Raw genomic sequence first — 13,916 nt, 5'->3', positions numbered from 1 at the left:
TCACCCCGACGACGGCGACCATGATCCTGGAGCAGGCGGGGCCCATGACCGTCGCCCGGCTCCAGAGCCGGCCCCCGCCGTCATGTGCGGCCTGTCCGGCCTGCTTGGCCGGACAGGCCGTCCTGGCCCGCTCGGCCTACTGCCGGACCTTGAGGACGTCGCCCACGTAGTTGTCCGGCAGCAGGTCGTTGCACTCCAGCTCGCCCGCCGCCGTCAGGGCGTCGTCGCGGCAGACGTAGAAGTCCTTGTACGCGAGCTGTAGCCCGTACGAGCTCAGGGCCAGCAGGATCGCCAGCGAGGCCGCGACCAGGCCGCTCACCGCCGCCGTCCGCTGGGGCCGCGCCGCGGCGCCCAACGCCGCCAGCCCGCCCCGTGCCGCGGTGGACTCCGCCGCGCCGGAGCCTCCGAACCGGGCCCCGGGGCCGCCGGTGACGTCCGCCACCGACGCCGTCGCCGAGGCGGGCGCCGCGGGCTTGCCCCGCAGCGCGCTGATTCCCCAGTACAGGGCGAGCGCGCCCAGAAGCAGCCCCACCGACGGAATCCCGAAGATCCCGAAGAAGAAGCCCCACATGCCGGCCAGCAGGGCGTACCGGGCGTGGCGCTGGATCGGGTCGGTCGGGTCCCAGCGGCCGGGGCCGCCCTTGCCGGTCCCGTCCTTCGGGCTGCCGCCCGGGCGGTCCCCGCCGTCGCCGTTGCCGTCCCCGCCGTCGCCGCCGCTGCGCGGTTTCCACGGCTGGTCGGGCCGGCCTTCCGGGGGAGCCGCGAAGGGGTTGTCGTCGGTGGGGGAGTCGGGCTGGCGGCGGTCCGGCATCGGGTGTGTTTCTTCCCCTGTGTCATGGACGTCGAGGGAGACGTCGTGGCGAGGTGAGGTGAGCCTGATTGCGGCGTGTACGCCTGACGCTACCTCTCGGCCGTCCCCCCGTCCCTCGGGGGCTGTCCGGTGTGCCGGTATCGTTGCAGGCGGTCGGAGGCTTCGTAGGGTCCCCCGTATACCGGTACCCCGAAGTTTCGTATGACCACACAAAGACGAACGTCGCGTTCCCCCGAGAAAGGGCCTCCCATGGCCGCCTGCCGCCTGGTCGTGCTGGTCTCCGGTTCCGGCACCAACCTCCAGGCCCTGCTCGACGCCATCGACGCCCACCCCGGCGGACCCGAGGGCTTCGGCGCCGAAGTCGTCGCCGTGGGGGCCGACCGCGGGGACATCGCCGGTCTGGAGCGGGCGGAGAAGGCCGGGATTCCCACGTTCGTGTGCCCGGTCAAGGAGTACGGGACCCGTGAGGAATGGGACGCCGCCCTGACCGCGGCCACCGACGCGCACGCGCCGGACCTGGTGGTCTCGGCGGGGTTCATGAAGATCGTGGGCAAGGCGTTCATCGACCGCTTCGGCGGCCGGTTCGTCAACACCCACCCCGCCCTCCTCCCGGCCTTCCCCGGCGCGCACGGCGTACGGGACGCCCTCGCGTACGGCGCGAAGGTCACCGGCTGCACGGTCCACTTCGTGGACACCGGCGTGGACACCGGTCCGGTCATCGCCCAGGGTGTGGTCGAGATCCGGGACGAGGACGACGAAGCCGCTCTCCATGAGCGCATCAAGGAAGTCGAACGGGCACTGCTCGTCGATGTCGTGGGGCGCCTGGCCCGGCACGGCTACCGCATTGAGGGACGAAAGGTAACAATCCAGTGACCGCCGTAGAGAGCAACGACCCGACCACGACCCAGCGGCCGATCCGGCGTGCGCTCATCAGCGTCTACGACAAGACGGGACTGGAAGACCTGGCCCGCGGCCTGCACGCGGCGGGCGTCGCGCTCGTCTCGACCGGCTCCACCGCCTCGAAGATCGCCGCCGCCGGGGTCCCCGTCACCAAGGTCGAGGAGCTCACCGGCTTCCCCGAGTGCCTCGACGGCCGGGTCAAGACCCTGCACCCGCGCGTGCACGCCGGGATCCTCGCCGACCTGCGCCTGGAGGACCACCGCAACCAGCTCGCCGAGCTGGGCGTCGAGCCCTTCGACCTGGTCGTCGTCAACCTCTATCCCTTCCTCGCGACCGTCCAGTCGGGCGCCACCCCGGACGAGTGCGTGGAGCAGATCGACATCGGCGGCCCGTCGATGGTCCGCGCCGCCGCCAAGAACCACCCGTCCGTAGCGGTCGTCACCAGCCCCGCGCGCTACGCCGACGTCCTCGACGCGGCGAAGAACGGCGGCTTCGACCTGACCGCCCGCAAGCGGCTCGCGGCCGAGGCTTTCCAGCACACCGCCGCCTACGACGTCGCCGTCGCCTCGTGGTTCACGAACGCGTACGCCCCGGAGGCCGGAGACGTGGCGCTGCCCGAGTTCCTGGCCGGCGCCTGGGACCGCAAGTCGACCCTGCGCTACGGCGAGAACCCGCACCAGGCCGCCGCGCTGTACACGGACGGTCAGCCGGGCGGGCTCGCCAACGCCGAGCAGCTGCACGGCAAGGAGATGTCCTTCAACAACTACGTGGACACCGAGGCCGCGCGCCGCGCCGCCTACGACCACGACGAGCCCTGCGTCGCGATCATCAAGCACGCCAACCCGTGCGGCATCGCCGTGGACACGGACGTGGCCGCGGCCCACCGCAAGGCGCACGCCTGCGACCCGCTGTCGGCCTTCGGCGGCGTCATCGCCGTCAACCGCCCGGTGACCGTCGCGCTCGCCGAGCAGGTCGCCGAGATCTTCACCGAGGTCATCGCCGCCCCCTCCTACGAGGACGGCGCGGTCGAGGTCCTGGCCAGGAAGAAGAACATCCGCGTCCTCAAGGTGGACGGCACCCCGCACCAGCCGGGCGACCTCAAGCCCATCTCCGGGGGTGCGCTGCTCCAGCAGAGCGATCTGTTCCAGGCGCAGGGCGACGACCCGGCGAACTGGACCCTCGCCACCGGTGACGCCCTGTCCGCCGCGGAGCTCGCCGAGCTGGTGTTCGCGTGGAGGGCCTGCCGGGCCGTCAAGTCCAACGCCATCCTGCTCGCCAAGGACGGCGCCTCGGTCGGCGTCGGCATGGGCCAGGTCAACCGCGTCGACTCGGCGAAGCTCGCCGTCGAGCGGGCGGGCGCCGAGCGCGCGCAGGGCTCGTACGCCGCGTCCGACGCGTTCTTCCCGTTCCCGGACGGTCTGGAGATCCTGACGGCGGCCGGTATCAAGGCCGTCGTCCAGCCGGGCGGATCGGTCCGTGACGAGCAGGTCGTCGAGGCCGCGAAGAAGGCGGGCGTGACCATGTACTTCACCGGGACCCGGCACTTCTTCCACTGACCGGACCCCTGACCCGGACCCCGGCCCCTGAGCCGGACCCCGGCCCCGCCTGGACATGCCGAAGGCCGCGCTTCCCTCCGTACGAGGGAGGCGCGGCCTTCGGCGTCGTGCGAGCGGTACCGCCTGCTTCTCGACTGCCTACTTCTTGACGACGATCGTGCCGGCGGCGCGATCGTGCCAGCCCTGGAGCTTGCCCGAGTTGTCGAAGAAGGGGGAGAGGTAGACCAGGAGCTGACCGATACCGCAGAGGAAGGCGCCGACCATCGGGATGATCCAGCGGATGAAGCCACCGCCGAGGCCCGGAGCCTGGCCCGTGTTCTCCTTGACGACCCTCAGGCTGAGCGCCAGCTTGCCGACCGTCGCGCCCAAGAACGCGATCATCAGCCATTCGTAGAGCAGCGTGGCGATGAAGAGGAGGAACATGGCGCCCATGAAGGCGGCGAGGATGCCGCCGGCGGCCTCGGTGTTGTTGTTCATGCAGGTTTCGAAGGCGGCCGCGTCGAGGTTGTTGCAGTCCTGGATGCTCGTCTCGCCCGCACCGACGAGGCTGCCGACGCCGATCGCGCCGAGCACGAAGTACAGGACACCGATGACGAGGCCGTCGATGACGCGGGCGCCGAAGCGGCTGCCCATCGTGGCGACCTGGACCGTGCCGAGACCGGCGACGCTGATGAGACCGTTGTTCGCCTGGAGCGTGCCGGGGGCTTGCGGCGGGACGCCCGGCTGGCCCTGCTGCGGGTATCCGTAGCCGCCCTGCGGCGGGACGCCCTGCGGGGCCTGCTGCGGGTAGCCGTAGCCGGGCTGGCCCTGCGGCGGCTGCTGAGGCTGCTGAGGCTGCTGTCCGTACGGGTTGTTCGGGTCGCCGAAGCTCATCTTGGGGTTGTTCCTCCGTGGAAGTGCGGGGACGCACGGCACTATCGGAGGAATCACTGCGATGTGCGGTCCACCCCCCGGTACTGCCCGCGGCACTCGTTCAGTGCATCGTCGTCGGCCGGGCGACGACTTGTCCAGCCGGTTCCCAAGTGCCCCGTGACTTGTTGTGCAAGTGCAATGAACCGTGTGCTCCGGTGAACGCCTTGAGTGGAACCGGGACCACTCCATCCGGGAGTATGGGTTCATGACTGCCCAGATTCTCGATGGCAAGGCCACCGCCGCCGCGATCAAGTCCGAACTGACCGTCCGCGTGGCGGCCCTGAAGGCCCGGGGCATCACGCCCGGCCTCGGCACCCTGCTGGTCGGCGACGACCCGGGCAGCCGCTGGTACGTCAATGGCAAACACAAGGACTGCGCCGAAGTCGGCATCGCCTCCATCCAGCGCGAACTGCCCGCGACGGCCTCCCAGGAGGACATCGAGGAGGTCGTGCGCGAACTCAACGCGAACCCCGAGTGCACGGGCTACATCGTCCAACTCCCGCTCCCCAAGGGAATCGACACCAACCGGGTGCTGGAGTTGATGGATCCGGCCAAGGACGCCGACGGCCTGCACCCCATGTCGCTCGGCAAGCTGGTGCTGAACGAGCCGGGGCCGCTGCCCTGCACCCCGTACGGGATCGTCGAACTGCTGCGCCACCACGGGGTCGGCATCAACGGCGCGCACGTCGTCGTCCTCGGCCGCGGCATCACCGTGGGCCGCTCCATCGGCCTGCTGCTGACCCGCAAGTCGGAGAACGCCACCGTGACGCTCTGCCACACCGGTACGCGCGACCTCTCCGGGCTGCTGCGCCAGGCGGACATCGTCGTCGCGGCGGCCGGGGTGCCGCACCTGGTGAAGCCGGAGGACGTGAAGCCGGGCGCGGCCGTGCTCGACGTCGGCGTCAGCCGCGACGAGGGCGGGAAGATCGTCGGCGACGTCCACCCGGGCGTGGCCGAGGTGGCCGGCTGGATCTCCCCGAACCCCGGCGGCGTCGGTCCGATGACCCGCGCCCAGCTGCTGGTCAACGTGGTCGAGGCGGCGGAACGGACCACCGGTGAAGGCTGACCCGGGCGCGGAGGCCGCGACCGCTCCGGAGCCCGAACCGCAGCCGCAGCCGGTGGCCAAGCCGCAGCCGGCGGGGGCCGTCCCCGCCCCGGAAGCCGTTCCCGCCCCGGAAGCCGTTCCCGCCCCGGTGGCCGGTCCCGAACCGGCCGTCGAGCGGGCCCCGGCCAGGTCCCGCCGCTTCCCGTCCGTCACCCGGGACACCGCGCGCCCCGAGGGCAGCGGCCGCGCCGTCCCCGGGGCGGTGTCCGCGCCCGCCCGTCAGTGGCCGATGCTCAGCGTGCTCGCCGCGACCGCGGCCGGCCTGCTGACCATGGCGATCGGGCATCCCCGGATCGGCTGCCTGGCGATGGGTGCCGCGCTGATCGCCGCCTCGGTGCTGCGTCAGCTGCTGCCGTCGGTGGGCATGCTCGCGGTGCGCTCCCGGTTCACCGACGTGGCCACGTACGGGCTGCTGGGCGTGGCGATCACCATGCTGGCGCTGGTCATGGAGCCCGAACCGTGGCTGGAGATCCCCTTCCTGGAGACGGCGGTCCGCTTCACGGTCCGCTGACGGCGCCCAGGGGCCGCGGAACAGGGCGCCGCCGGCCCGGCCGGGCCTTCGAATCCAGGGCGCCGGCGCGGTGGAATCGGCCGTACGGGTGCCGCGCATCGCCCGTGCGTGTGCCACGGACCACAGGGACCGGGGGATCGGGCCCCTCCCGGGTCGGATAGCCTGACGGCGGATGTCTCTTCACGTCAAGATTCACAGGGCCGGGGAGCGGCGTCCTCCCAGCACATGGGGCAGGGACGCCCCACCGCCAGCTGTCTAACGGAGAAGGCCATGACCCGCACTCCCGTGAATGTCACCGTCACCGGCGCCGCAGGCCAGATCGGCTACGCGCTGCTCTTCCGCATCGCGTCCGGCCACCTGCTCGGCGCGGACGTGCCGGTCAAGCTCCGTCTTCTGGAGATCCCCCAGGGCATGAAGGCCGCTGAGGGCACCGCCATGGAGCTCGACGACTGCGCCTTCCCGCTGCTCAAGGGCATCGACATCTTCGACGACCCGAACCAGGGCTTCGAGGGTGCGAACGTCGCGCTGCTCGTGGGCGCCCGCCCGCGCACCAAGGGCATGGAGCGCGGCGACCTGCTCTCCGCCAACGGCGGGATCTTCAAGCCGCAGGGCAAGGCCATCAACGACCACGCCGCGGACGACATCAAGGTCCTCGTCGTCGGCAACCCGGCCAACACCAACGCGCTCATCGCGCAGGCCGCGGCCCCGGACGTACCGGCCGAGCGCTTCACCGCGATGACCCGCCTGGACCACAACCGGGCCATCTCGCAGCTCGCGAAGAAGACCGGCGCCGACGTCACCGACATCAAGCGCCTGACCATCTGGGGCAACCACTCGGCCACCCAGTACCCGGACATCTTCCACGCGGAGATCGCCGGCAAGAACGCCGCCGAGGTCGTCAGCGACGAGCTGTGGCTCGCCGAGACCTTCATCCCGACCGTCGCCAAGCGCGGCGCCGCGATCATCGAGGCCCGTGGCGCGTCCTCCGCCGCCTCCGCCGCGAACGCCGCCATCGACCACGTGCACACGTGGGTCAACGGCACCGCCGCGGGCGACTGGACCTCGATGGGCATCCCGTCGGACGGCTCCTACGGCGTCCCGGAGGGCATCATCTCGTCCTTCCCGGTCACCACCAAGGACGGCAAGTACGAGATCGTCCAGGGCCTCGACATCAACGAGTTCTCCCGTGCGCGCATCGACGCGTCCGTGGCGGAGCTGGTCGAGGAGCGCGACGCGGTCCGCGAGCTCGGTCTGATCTGACCGCCCCGCAGCACCCGTACCACCCGCAGCACCTGTTCGACCCGACAGGCCCCGGCGCCCCGTGCGCCGGGGCCTTTTGGCTCGTTCCCTCCTGTCGGGCGGCCCCGGCCTCCCCTACCGTTGCCCTCCGTCACACCGGAGGGGGATTCGGTGACCACCAGCACCACCACGGGCACGGGCGCGACCTCGGACGACAGGTCGCCCGTCCACCCGTCGTTCAGCGAGGCGGGCCGCTTGCTGTGCGCCGGCACCTACCTCGATTCGGCCTACCGGGACCGGGTGATCGAGGAGCTGTACGTCCACGAGGAACGCATCGTCGCGCCCTCCTACGGGTTCGACGCCGCCCGCGTCCTCGCCCACGCCCTGCGCGCCCGCCGGGCGGAGCTGGGCTGGGCCGCCGGAGTCGTCTTCGCCTGGTTCGCCGGCGTGCTGCTCACCGGCGGCGCGCTCCTGGTGCTGCTGGTGCCGTTCCTGCTGCTCGGCGTCGCCGGCTGGCTCTCCTCGCGGGGCCGGGGGGCCGTCGGGGTGCTGGGCCGGGTCGCCGGCGCTCTGGTCCGGATCTGGGCCTGGCTGCTGCTGCTCGTGCTCGCCGTCGCCACCCTCGGCAGCGGCGTGCAGCTCCTGGTGCTCCTGCGGCCGCTGTTCTGGCTGCTGGACGCGCTGGGCCTGGCCCCGCTGCTGTACGCCGGCGGCGGCGGCCTCCTGCAGAGCTGGACCGGTCTGGGGGTGCTGGCCGCGTTCGCCGCCGTGGCCACGGTCGTCGGCCTCCAGCGCGGGCACGTCGCCCGGGTGATCCTGCACGACCTGAACCGGAACGCGTACGCCCGCCCCGAATCCGACCCCGCCGAACAGGTCGTCGGCGTCCGCTTCGCCCGCGCCCAGGAACGCATCCGCCGCGAGCAGCACTCCCGGCTGGTCATGTACGGGTTCGACGACCCCTTCTGCGGTGCGGGACTGCCGTACCGGCCCTGGCACCTGGCCGTGGAACTGCGCCCGCGCAGCGACCGCGCCGCCGCCGAACCGCCGGAACTCGTCGACAACGCCCGGATCCTGGAGCGGATCCGGCCGCGGCTGGAGGGCCTGCGGCTGCCGACGCCGCACGGATCGCCGCAGGCACAGGCCGCCGTACGGGACCGGCTGCGCGAACTCGTCGTCGACGAGTGCGTGTTCCTGCCCGCCGCGGGCCTCCCGGGCCGGCTGCCGGAGCTGTTCCGGCCGGAGGTGTACGAGGCGCACCGTGCGGACGCCGTCGAGGAGGGCGGCGAGCAGCGGCGGCACTTCCTGCGCATCCGGGTCGGCGGCTGGGACGAGAACCTCGTCGTGACCGTGTTCGTACGGGTCCACACCCAGGGCCGGATGCTGATGCTGGAGGTCGCGCCGCACGTGCTGCTGCCCGTCGGCGAGGCGTTCCAGGCCGCCGACGACTTCGCCGGCCGCCACCGGAACAACAACCCGTTCGCGAAGGCGGTCTCGGCCGTGGGGCGCACGCCCCGCTCGCTCGGCGCCTCGCTGGCCACGCTCTTCGGGGGCACCGGGAGCGTGTGGCGGGTGGCCACGGCGGGCCACCGGGGGGCGCTGCCGGCCGGGCCGGGGCTGTCCGTCCGGGAGCTGGCGGCGCAGCCCGAGGGGTCGCTCTTCCACCTCATGGACCTCGACCGGTACCTGAAGACCATCCAGGAGCGGGTGGCCGGCGGGGTCAAGGAGACCCTGCACGAAGCCGGCTGGCACACCGACGAGTTCGACCAGCGCCTGGTCCACGTCGCCGAGGGCGGGGTGTTCATCCAGTCGATGAACCACAGCGCCTTCAGCGTCGGCGGCAGCAACAACAGCAACCGCACCAGCCATCACACGCACACGAACGGGAGCAACGGCAGTGGCAGATGAGGCAACCGGGGCGACCGGCGACGGTACGGGCGCGGGCCCCGGGCAGGTCCGCATCGGGACCGTGCAGGGTGGCGCCTTCAGCATCGGCGGCAGCAACAACACCAACACCGCCAACACCACCACCGTCCACTACGGCGGCGCGGGGGCGGACGGCCCCGGCGCGGCGGAACTGCTGGAGGCCGTACGGGAGCTGCGCGCCGCCCTCGTACGCCTGCCCCGGGGCGCCGACCGCACGGCGCTCGACGCCGAGCTGGACGAGGCCGCCGGGGAGCTGGAGGAGACCGGGGAGATCCGGCCCGGCCTGCCCGCCCGGCTGCGCGGCACCCTGGAACGCTGGGCACCGCTGGTGGAGTCCGTGAACGCGGCCGCGGCGCTCGGCGGGCTGCTCGCCACGCTGGGGGGCTGACGGTGGCCTCGGGCGGCGCGCGCTGGAACCCGGACGCGCAGCGCTGGGAGACGGCCCAGGAGGCGGGGCAGCAGCCCCCGCTGCCGCGTACGCCGCCGCCGCTCCCGCCGGTGCCGCCGCGATGGCAGCCGGAGGGGACCGGCGACGGCGCCGCGGACCACGCCGCGGGCCAGGTCTCCGGCGGCCCCGGATACGGACCCCCATACGGGCCCGGCTCCGGCGGTCCCGGCCCGCAGCGGCCCTGGCGGACGCCGCTGCTGGTGGCCCTCTGTTCGGCCGTGGTGAGCGGGGCCGCCGTGGCGGGCTGGCTCGCCCTCGCCGACGACGACCCGAAGACCCCGGCGGCGCCCCCGTCGGCGTCCGGGGCTTCCGGTACGCGCTCCGGCCCGGCGCCCGCGTCGCCGAGCGGGGAGGCGAGCCCGAGCCCGAGTCCGTCCCCGACGCCCAGCCCGACGCCCGGCACCCCGAGCCCGTCGTACTCGGTGGCCCGCAGCGACAACGGCTTCTCGGTCGCCGTGCCCGAGGGCTGGCGGCCCAGCACCGGCGAGACCGGGAGCGGCGCCTTCTACCGGCCGCCCGGCGACCGCACCGCGCTGCTCCAGGTCTTCCGGGTCACGGAGCCGGCGGGCGTCGGCTCCTGCGAGCTGCTGCGGACCTCCTCGCGGGGCCTGGACGACGGGAACCCGGGCTACCGGGAGGTGTCCGTCGGCGAGCTGCCCGCCGGCTCCTGCGAGCTGGTCTACGAGTACGACAGCGCCGAGGCGGGCGGCCGCCGCCAGGGCATCGAGCGGATCGTCGTCACCCCGGGCGGGCAGCGCTGGGCGCTGCTGGCGGCCGGACCGGCGGCCGAGCCCGAGGTGGTGCGCGCCCACCTGACGGCCGCCGTGGAGTCGTTCAGGACCGACTGATCAGCCCTTGGTGTCGTACATGCCCGGCGTGTAGTGGCCGGGGACCATACGGGTGGCGACGGCGAAGCGGTTCCAGACGTTGATCGTCGCGATCACCGTGACGAGCTGGGCGAGTTCGCGCTCCTCGAACTGCTTCGCCGCCCGCTCCCACACCTCGTCCGGCACGAACCCGTCCGTCAGGACCGTCACGGCCTCGGCCAGTTCGATCGCGGCCAGCTCCCGCTCCGTGTAGAAGTGCCGCGACTCCTCCCATGCGCTGAGCTGGACGATCCGCTCCACGCTCTCGCCCGCGGCGAGGGCGTCCTTGGTGTGCATGTCGAGGCAGAAGGCGCAGTGGTTGAGCTGCGAGGCGCGGATCTTGACCAGCTCGACCAGGACCGGGTCCAGGTCCTTCTTCGAGGCGATCTCCAGCGCCAGGACGGCCTTGTACGCCTCGGGCGCTAGCTTCGCGAGCTGGAGGCGCGGGGTGTGCTCGGGGGCGCGGTCGTGGGTGTGCGGGTGTTCCGCCGTGGTTGCCATGCGCTCCAGCCTAGAAGCCGGGCGGCCCACCGATATGGCGGAGCTGCCGCCGGGCGACGTGCTGGTCGTGAGCTACGGGAGCCCGGCCGCCAGCGCGTGGTCGCCGACGCTGGCGGCGCTCACGGCCGCGCTGCCGTAGCCGCGGTCCGCGGGGCCGCCGCCCGTGTGGCCACCTCGGCCCAGACGGTCTTGCCGACCAGCCGCCCGGAGACGCCCCAGGCGACGCAGAGCGCCTCGACGATCCGCAGCCCGTGGCCGTGCTCGGCGGGCTCGACCGGCCCCGGCCGGACCCGGGGCTGCTGTCCCGCCCGCGCGTCGGAGACCTCCACCCGCAGCACGCCGTCCAGTTCCCGCAGCCCGAGCTCGAAGTCCCGCCCGGGCACGCCGCCGTGCGCCACGGCGTTGGCCGCCAGCTCGGCGACGACCTGCGCGACCCGCTCGCTGTCGCCCCCGGCCAACGGGTAGCCCCACCGGGCCAGTTCCAGCAGCGCCAGCTCCCGCGCCAGCCGTGCGCCCCGCCGGGTACTGCTGAACCGCTGCCGCCACTCGTTGCCTGCGTCGGGCATGGCGCCGCTCCTCTGTGTAGTCGTTTCACTACCGGGTGCGTTCAGCGTGTCCTAGGATCGAGATGTCTTCAACTTGCGCCAGTTGCTTGGGGAGTTAGGTGATTTTGGGTGAACCGGAAAGAGCTGGACCCTGAGAAGTCGCTGAGCGCGGCCTTCGGCCAACGAGTACGCACCCTGCGGGATGAGCGGGGATGGACGCAGGAGGAGCTTGCCGAGCGGATCGGGTGTTCCGGCACTCACATTTCCGCGATTGAAACCGGCCGACGCCCTCCAACTCCCCGCTTTGCGGCAAGTGCCGACAGAGTGTTCGGGACAGGTGATCGACTCGAACGCCAGAGTCAAGCCGTGAGGTACACGGCCCTGCTGGAGGGCTTTCCGGAGTACGTCGCCCAAGAGGCGCGTGCGGCGGAGATCCGGCTCTACGAAGTCGGCGTCGTACCCGGATTGCTCCAGACGCTCGAATATGCGACGTCGCTCAATTTGCGGGCTGTCGAGCGGGGTGCGATCACGCCCGATCAGGCGGAAGAACGGATCTCGCTTGCCAAGGAGCGGCAGGCGGCGATCCTCCGGACACCTCCGCCGCTCGTCTTCGTCGTGCTGGACGAAAGCTGCCTCAGGCGGCCTGTGGGCGGACCGGCCGTGATGGATGCCCAGTTGAGGCAGCTGATTGGCTTTGCCGGACTGCCGAACACCGTGCTCCAGGTGGCTCCGTTCAGCATGGGTGACCGCCGTCCGCTCAGTTTGCCGCTCTATGTCCTGACCATGCAGAGCCGGGCTCTAGTCTCCTATGCGGAGTCTGCTCAGCGGGGGCAGTTGGAGCGGGACAGTACTTCCGTGGTGCCTCTGTTGACCGCCTACCATCAACTACAGGCCGACGCACTCTCCCAGGCGACATCTGTGGCCATGATCGAACAGCTTCGAAAGGGTTCCCCGTGACGACCGAATCCCCCAGCTGGTTCAAGTCCTCTTACAGCGAGAATGGCGGCGCGTGCGTCGAGGTTGCCACGAACCTCGCCGCCTCACGCGGGGTCGTGCCCGTCAGGGACTCCAAGAACCCCGGCGGGCCCGTGCTGGACTTCGCGCCCGGTGCGTTCGCCGCGTTCGTGGCGGGGGTCAAGGGGGGTCTCCGGTGACCCGCGCAGAGCCCCGCTGGTTCACGTCCTCGTACAGCAACAACGGCGGCAACTGTATCGAGGTCGCCACGAACTTGATCGCTTCGCGCGGGGTGGTTCCGGTTCGTGACTCCAAGAACCCCGGCGGGCCCGTCCTGGAGGTCGGGGCCGGGGCGTTCGCCGTGTTCGTGGACGGGGTCAGGGGGCGGTAGGGCCCGGTTCCGGGGCTGGTTCGCCGAAGCGGGCCAGCGCGAGCGCGCCCGCGACCGCCACCGTGAAGCCGAGGATGGCGAGCCAGGCCAGGCCGTCGCGGGTGCGGTCGCCCAGCCACACCACCCCCACCAGCGCGGGCCCGATGGTCTCGCCGAGCACCAGGCCGGCCGTCGCCGCCGTGACGGAGCCGCGCTGGAGGGCCGAGGTGAGCAGCAGGAAGCCCGCAGCGCCGCCCAGCAGCAGGGCGTACAGCGCCGGGTTGGCGAGCTCGCTCCACGAGAAGCCGTCGATCAGGCGGACGGCGACCTCCACCACCCCGAAGCCCGTGCCCGCCGCCAGGCCGAGGGTCAGGGCGCGGGGCCCGTCCGGGAGCCGTCCGGCGGCCGCGCCGACCAGTAGCACCAGCACCGCCACGCCGAGCAGCCCGTACCGCAGCGCGTCGGAGCCCGTTCCCGAGCCCTCCTCCCCGGAGGCCAGCCCGAGCATCAGCAGCCCCGCGCACACCACGGCCACCGCGGCCCACTCGGTCCGGGACAGCCGTACGCCCATCAGCCGCGCCGCGACCACGGCCGTCACGGCGAGGCTGGCGGCCAGCGCGGCCCCCACCGCGTAGATCGGGACGTGGCGCAGGGCGATGATCTGGAGCACGAAGCCGACTCCGTCCAGTCCCAGACCGGCCACGTAGCGCCACTGCCGCACGGCCCGCAGGAACAGCGCCGGGTCCACGCCGGACCCGGTCCCCGGCTCCGCCGCCCGCGCCGCGACCGCCTGGAGGACCGAGGCCGTACCGAAGCACAGCGCGGCCCCGAGCGCACAAATCATCCCAATCAGCACGAAGTGACTCTAGGTCACAGATCTCACGGCGGCCGGATTCCATCGCCCGGGGGGCCCGCTCTACTCTGTCGGCAGTACGCCACCCAGGGGGAGCAGCCACATGGACAGCAACAGCAGCAGTACCAACCAGCGCCGCATGCGCTCCGGCGTCGTCGCCCTCGGCGGCATGGGCCTTCTCGCGGCCACGCTCGTGGCCTGCGGCAGCAGCGGCGAGCCCGACAAGCGGTGCGCGTCCCGCTCGACGCTGGAGAAGCTGAACAACAAGGACTGCAAGAGCGGCGGCCGCGGCGCGTACTACTACGGCGGCTCCGTCGTCGCCGGCAAGGTCTCCGGCGGCAGCTTCGACAAGTCGGCCGTCACGCGGGGCGGCATCGGCGGCAGCAAGTCCGGCACCAGCGGCGGCTGAGGAGCCCAGAACG

18 protein-coding genes are annotated in these 13,916 nt (G+C 72.4%); 13 read left to right on the top strand and 5 right to left on the bottom strand.

Going from position 1 to position 13,916, the window contains the following annotated elements; translation table 11 throughout:
* Positions 1–136: 136 nt before the first annotated feature.
* Positions 137–811 (bottom strand): hypothetical protein, encoded by a 675-nt coding sequence (locus tag ABT106_RS04935; protein ID WP_351272372.1) that lies wholly within the window; start codon positions 809–811, stop codon positions 137–139.
* 249 nt (positions 812–1,060) lie between these two features.
* Here ABT106_RS04935 and purN point away from each other — a divergent pair, with 249 nt between their 5' ends.
* Together purN and purH are read left to right on the top strand one after the other, a co-directional pair.
* Positions 1,061–1,684 carry a phosphoribosylglycinamide formyltransferase gene (purN, locus tag ABT106_RS04930; protein ID WP_351272369.1) on the top strand — a complete coding sequence of 208 codons (624 nt, stop codon included), beginning with the start codon at positions 1,061–1,063 and terminating at the stop codon, positions 1,682–1,684.
* Positions 1,681–3,267, top strand: coding sequence for a bifunctional phosphoribosylaminoimidazolecarboxamide formyltransferase/IMP cyclohydrolase (gene purH / locus ABT106_RS04925; protein ID WP_351272366.1), 1,587 nt, complete (start codon positions 1,681–1,683; stop codon positions 3,265–3,267). Before purN ends, purH begins: the two co-directional genes overlap by 4 nt.
* 138 nt (positions 3,268–3,405) lie before the next feature.
* Here purH and ABT106_RS04920 read toward each other — a convergent pair whose 3' ends face one another.
* Positions 3,406–4,140 carry an RDD family protein gene (locus ABT106_RS04920; RefSeq protein ID WP_351272363.1) on the bottom strand — a complete coding sequence of 245 codons (735 nt, stop codon included), beginning with the start codon at positions 4,138–4,140 and terminating at the stop codon, positions 3,406–3,408.
* Positions 4,141–4,384: 244 nt separating this feature from the next.
* On the opposite strand from ABT106_RS04920, the gene ABT106_RS04915 reads away from it, so the two are divergent.
* The 6 genes from ABT106_RS04915 (at position 4,385) to ABT106_RS04890 (ending at position 10,253) form a co-directional block, all read left to right on the top strand.
* A complete protein-coding gene (locus ABT106_RS04915; protein WP_351272361.1) occupies positions 4,385–5,245 on the top strand; it encodes a bifunctional methylenetetrahydrofolate dehydrogenase/methenyltetrahydrofolate cyclohydrolase in 861 nt (286 codons plus the stop codon).
* Positions 5,235–5,795, top strand: a complete 561-nt coding sequence (locus ABT106_RS04910; protein WP_351272359.1) for a DUF3017 domain-containing protein — start codon at positions 5,235–5,237, stop codon at positions 5,793–5,795. Before ABT106_RS04915 ends, ABT106_RS04910 begins: the two co-directional genes overlap by 11 nt.
* A 270-nt stretch (positions 5,796–6,065) precedes the next feature.
* On the top strand, positions 6,066–7,055 hold the full coding sequence (locus ABT106_RS04905) for a malate dehydrogenase (protein ID WP_267723196.1): 990 nt from the start codon (positions 6,066–6,068) through the stop codon (positions 7,053–7,055).
* 150 nt (positions 7,056–7,205) lie between these two features.
* Positions 7,206–8,939 (top strand): AbeC-like domain-containing protein, encoded by a 1,734-nt coding sequence (locus tag ABT106_RS04900; protein ID WP_351272356.1) that lies wholly within the window; start codon positions 7,206–7,208, stop codon positions 8,937–8,939.
* Positions 8,929–9,345: a hypothetical protein gene (locus tag ABT106_RS04895; RefSeq protein WP_351272353.1), complete on the top strand. Its 417-nt coding sequence runs from the start codon at positions 8,929–8,931 to the stop codon at positions 9,343–9,345. The genes ABT106_RS04900 and ABT106_RS04895 overlap by 11 nt, the downstream gene beginning before the upstream one ends.
* 2 nt (positions 9,346–9,347) lie before the next feature.
* Positions 9,348–10,253 carry a serine/threonine kinase C-terminal domain-containing protein gene (locus ABT106_RS04890; RefSeq protein ID WP_351272351.1) on the top strand — a complete coding sequence of 302 codons (906 nt, stop codon included), beginning with the start codon at positions 9,348–9,350 and terminating at the stop codon, positions 10,251–10,253.
* Here ABT106_RS04890 and ABT106_RS04885 read toward each other — a convergent pair whose 3' ends face one another.
* Complete coding sequence (locus tag ABT106_RS04885; protein ID WP_351272349.1) at positions 10,254–10,772, bottom strand: carboxymuconolactone decarboxylase family protein; 519 nt, start codon at positions 10,770–10,772, stop codon at positions 10,254–10,256.
* Here ABT106_RS04885 and ABT106_RS04880 point away from each other — a divergent pair.
* Complete coding sequence (locus ABT106_RS04880) at positions 10,771–10,911, top strand: hypothetical protein (RefSeq protein WP_351272347.1); 141 nt, start codon at positions 10,771–10,773, stop codon at positions 10,909–10,911. The genes ABT106_RS04885 and ABT106_RS04880 overlap by 2 nt on opposite strands.
* Here the strand turns inward: ABT106_RS04880 and ABT106_RS04875 are convergent.
* Positions 10,892–11,338, bottom strand: a complete 447-nt coding sequence (locus ABT106_RS04875) for an ATP-binding protein (protein ID WP_351272345.1) — start codon at positions 11,336–11,338, stop codon at positions 10,892–10,894. The two genes, ABT106_RS04880 and ABT106_RS04875, sit on opposite strands and share 20 nt — an antisense overlap.
* 108 nt (positions 11,339–11,446) lie before the next feature.
* Here ABT106_RS04875 and ABT106_RS04870 point away from each other — a divergent pair, with 108 nt between their 5' ends.
* From ABT106_RS04870 to ABT106_RS04860, 3 genes are read left to right on the top strand one after another with little or no spacing between them, the layout of a single operon-like run.
* Entirely contained in the window at positions 11,447–12,274 is an 828-nt protein-coding gene (locus ABT106_RS04870; protein ID WP_351272342.1) for a helix-turn-helix domain-containing protein, read from the top strand.
* Positions 12,271–12,471 carry a DUF397 domain-containing protein gene (locus tag ABT106_RS04865; protein WP_351272340.1) on the top strand — a complete coding sequence of 67 codons (201 nt, stop codon included), beginning with the start codon at positions 12,271–12,273 and terminating at the stop codon, positions 12,469–12,471. The genes ABT106_RS04870 and ABT106_RS04865 overlap by 4 nt, the downstream gene beginning before the upstream one ends.
* Positions 12,468–12,662, top strand: coding sequence for a DUF397 domain-containing protein (locus ABT106_RS04860; protein ID WP_351272337.1), 195 nt, complete (start codon positions 12,468–12,470; stop codon positions 12,660–12,662). Before ABT106_RS04865 ends, ABT106_RS04860 begins: the two co-directional genes overlap by 4 nt.
* Here ABT106_RS04860 and ABT106_RS04855 read toward each other — a convergent pair.
* Positions 12,649–13,485 (bottom strand): DMT family protein, encoded by an 837-nt coding sequence (locus tag ABT106_RS04855; protein ID WP_351272335.1) that lies wholly within the window; start codon positions 13,483–13,485, stop codon positions 12,649–12,651. The genes ABT106_RS04860 and ABT106_RS04855 overlap by 14 nt on opposite strands.
* Before the next feature lie 112 nt (positions 13,486–13,597).
* Between ABT106_RS04855 and ABT106_RS04850 the strand changes: the two genes are divergently transcribed.
* Positions 13,598–13,903: a hypothetical protein gene (locus ABT106_RS04850; protein ID WP_351272332.1), complete on the top strand. Its 306-nt coding sequence runs from the start codon at positions 13,598–13,600 to the stop codon at positions 13,901–13,903.
* Positions 13,904–13,916: the final 13 nt, after the last annotated feature.

Origin of the sequence: Streptomyces sp. NPDC002044 (assembly GCF_040296725.1) — a bacterium.
GTDB classification, from domain to species: Bacteria; Actinomycetota; Actinomycetes; order Streptomycetales; family Streptomycetaceae; genus Streptomyces; species Streptomyces antarcticus.
This window is presented reverse-complemented; position numbering and strand designations above follow the sequence as displayed.